Annotated in this window: 3 protein-coding genes and 1 pseudogene; 2 read left to right on the top strand and 2 right to left on the bottom strand. The window is 32.4% G+C overall.

Annotated elements, in window-relative coordinates:
* Nucleotides 1-451: pseudogene (locus RWN11_RS08000) on the top strand (metallophosphoesterase); the annotation flags it as partial.
* 64 nt (nt 452-515) lie between these two features.
* Here RWN11_RS08000 and RWN11_RS07995 read toward each other — a convergent pair.
* On the bottom strand, nt 516-782 hold the full coding sequence (locus RWN11_RS07995; RefSeq protein WP_314161211.1) for a hypothetical protein: 267 nt from the start codon (nt 780-782) through the stop codon (nt 516-518).
* 216 nt (nt 783-998) lie between these two features.
* On the opposite strand from RWN11_RS07995, the gene RWN11_RS07990 reads away from it, so the two are divergent.
* On the top strand, nt 999-2213 hold the full coding sequence (locus RWN11_RS07990) for a peptidoglycan bridge formation glycyltransferase FemA/FemB family protein (RefSeq protein WP_314161210.1): 1215 nt from the start codon (nt 999-1001) through the stop codon (nt 2211-2213).
* An 87-nt stretch (nt 2214-2300) separates the two neighbouring features.
* Here the strand turns inward: RWN11_RS07990 and RWN11_RS07985 are convergent.
* Nucleotides 2301-3059, bottom strand: a 759-nt coding sequence (locus RWN11_RS07985; protein WP_314161209.1) for an MFS transporter, incomplete at its 5' end; no start/stop codon positions are given.

Raw genomic sequence — 3059 nt, 5'->3', positions numbered from 1 at the left:
GATGGGGAATCACGACCATGATGCACTAGAAATAGTCGATGAAGTTAAAAAAACTGGTATAATACCATTATTTGATGAAACTATCACACTTAATAATGATATTACATTAGTGGGTCGTAAAGATAAGAGTGTTAGTCGTGATAGATTAGATACCGCCGAACTTCTTAAGAGTGTTGATTTAAATAAGACTATCGTACTTGTCGATCATCAACCGGATGCTGTTGATTATCATGCTACATTGCCTATAGATGTTCAACTCTCTGGGCATACTCATCGTGGACAACTATGGCCGTTAAACTTCATCACAGATGTAGTTTACACCCTAGATCATGGCTACGCGAAAATTAATGGTAAACATTTCTTCACTTCTGCGGGTTATGGTTTCTGGGGCCCACCTTTCAAAACTACAGCTCGTAGTGAAGTATGGATGATTACAATCGAAGGAAAATAATCAGTAAATACAAGAAACCCAACAGTTCAATTCATAAAAGTCGATTTGTTGAGTTTCTTTTTTCCTATCTATCTTTTTTAAAAATTTCTATTAGTTTTTTTGCATCTTTTCCATTTAAAAAGTATGCTTTTCTTAATGCTGCAATATTAAATGCATCGTCTTGACTTAAGTTTATAACCTTTTCTAACTCTTTTTTATATGCTGGTGTTTGAAGTCTTTCAAATGCTTCTTTACTCTTTTCATCACGCTTTTTTATCTTATCTCTTGCGTTAGAAATCATCGCATAGACAAATACAAATCCTAGCATAATGTACAATGTATTCATGTTCATCGCAATTACTTCCTTTTTTTATTCTTTATAAATATTATATAGGTTTTGCAGACGCTTGTAAATATTTTAATTAAATTATTAATAAATTCCCAAAGTAAGTTCCAGTAAGAAATTAAAGTGTAATTAACCGATTTATCTCTCATTTCTTCTAAAAATTGATTTTTCTACTATAATTTGTTATGATTAAGTGTACTTTAGTTAAAGGATTATTGAATAATGAAATTTTTAACAAATATTAACGATGAAAAATATACTGAATTTATAAAAAATCACAAACATGGTAATATGATGCAAGCTATCGAATGGTCGCACATTAAAAATACTTGGGGGGCTGTAAGAGTAGCTGTCGCAGATGAAAATGACAATATTGTAGCTGCTGTACAGATTCTAACTCGTCAAGGATTATGGTATGCTCCACGTGGTCCAATTCTTGATTATACTAATACCGAGCTCCTTAATTTCTTTTTAACTAACCTTAAAAAATTCGCCAAAGACAAAGGTGCTAAAATGGTTAAATTAGATATCCCTACTGCGATAAAAGATGAGAAGTTAGCAGTGTTTAAGGATGTTGAGGTAGATAGAGAGAACAACAGTCTTATTAAAGTATTCAAGGAGAATGGTTATAAGCACAAAGGTTTCAGCCTTGATATGAGCAGTACTATCCAACCACGTTTTAACACAGTTACGAAACTTGAACAAGAAGTCCCTGATTTTTTCCCAAAAGATACACGTCGCTTAATTCGTGATGCAGAGAAAAAATTCGTTGAAGTTAGACGTTGTGGTAAAGAGAATCTTGATGACTTCCTTTTCGCCCTAGCTTGTACTGAAAAAAGAAAAAACATCTCTCTTCGCGGGCGTGAGTATTTCGAAAACTTACTAGATACTTTTGGAGACAATGCTTTATTGTACATTTCATATATAAATGTAGAAAAAGCTGTAAAAGAATGTCATTCTAGAAAAGAAACTATTGAAGATGAAATTGAAGCTCTTGGAGAAAAATCACCGAAGAAAAAACGTACTCTTCTTGAGCAAGTAGCCGGAATTGAAAAGCTAATCGTTTTATTTGATAGCTTAGAGATCGAAGATAAGAGCAAGGATCAAGTTATAAGTGCTGCGATTACTATCGCTTATGGTAACCACGCAGAAATTATTTACGCTGGTATGAATGAAGATTTCGCGAAACTTCCTGCACAATATAAGGTCTTTTCTGATACAATGAAAAAAGCCCAGGAAATGGGTGTTAAAGAAGTTTCTATGGGTGGAATCGAAGGAGATTTAAACGACAGTCTACTTGGTTTCAAATCAAAATTCGCTCCAAATATCATAGAATACTATGGAGAGTTCGATTTAGTAATCTCTCATGTATTCAATTTAATGTACAACTACGGATTACCACTAAGAAGAAAATTATTAAAACTAATCAAAAGATAAAAAAACAAGTCTGTAAATCATTATGGTTTACAGACTGTTTGTTTATTTTAATCTATTATTTTAATGTATGTAAAAAGAAAATTGTTATTATAATTTCCAAGTAATTTTGTTCATTATCCATCCAAATATAACTGCAACAACTGAAATAATAAAGATTATATGTAATCCTTGATATGAGTGTTCTATACTGTTAATGCCATTAACTTGGCTAGCATATACTAAACCATAAATTGATGCCATAAGAGTTTGGCCTAATGTTCTTAATAACAAGCTAAAAGTAGTAGCTATATTAAGTTGTTCTTTAGGTACGACTTCTTGAAATGCTACTTGCGCTGATGGAAAAATCAAACCATGACCGAGTCCAAGGAAAGCACCACTAATCGAAATATAGTAATAAGAAACACCTATTGGAGCAAAGGCCATCATAAATACTGAAACAGACATCGCCATAAAACCTATATTTATAAGTTTTTCAAATGACCATTTACTTATAAATTTAGCAGAGAATCTCGTTGCTAACATAACTGCGATAGAACTAAAAATCTGTGTCCCACCTGCCATAGTTGCACTAGTTCCTAATACAACCTGCGCCCACATTGGAGCGTAAATACTATATCCGATAGCAAAAGCGTAGACCAACACCATAATTAAGTTTTTCGTAATGTAAGACATATTCTTTAACAGACTGATTGGCAGAATCGGTTCTGTTTCCTTTTTTTCCCACTTCCATAGTATATAACCACTAACAATTATAAATATTGCTAGTAAACTATTCATAAATATATTAAGCTTCGGAAGATTACTAATCCAATAAAGAATAACTCCTGAAATAATAACTAATAGTCC

Origin of the sequence: uncultured Gemella sp., from assembly GCF_963519265.1 — a bacterium.
Taxonomy (GTDB): Bacteria; Bacillota; Bacilli; order Staphylococcales; family Gemellaceae; genus Gemella.
The sequence above is the reverse complement of the archived record's forward strand: the minus strand, read 5'-3'. Positions and strand labels throughout refer to the sequence as shown.

Coding starts and splice junctions, on each gene's coding strand:
- RWN11_RS07995 (WP_314161211.1), bottom strand. CDS start 782: ATGAACATGAATACATTGTACATTATGCTAGGATTTGTATTTGTCTAT.
- RWN11_RS07990 (WP_314161210.1), top strand. CDS start 999: ATGAAATTTTTAACAAATATTAACGATGAAAAATATACTGAATTTATA.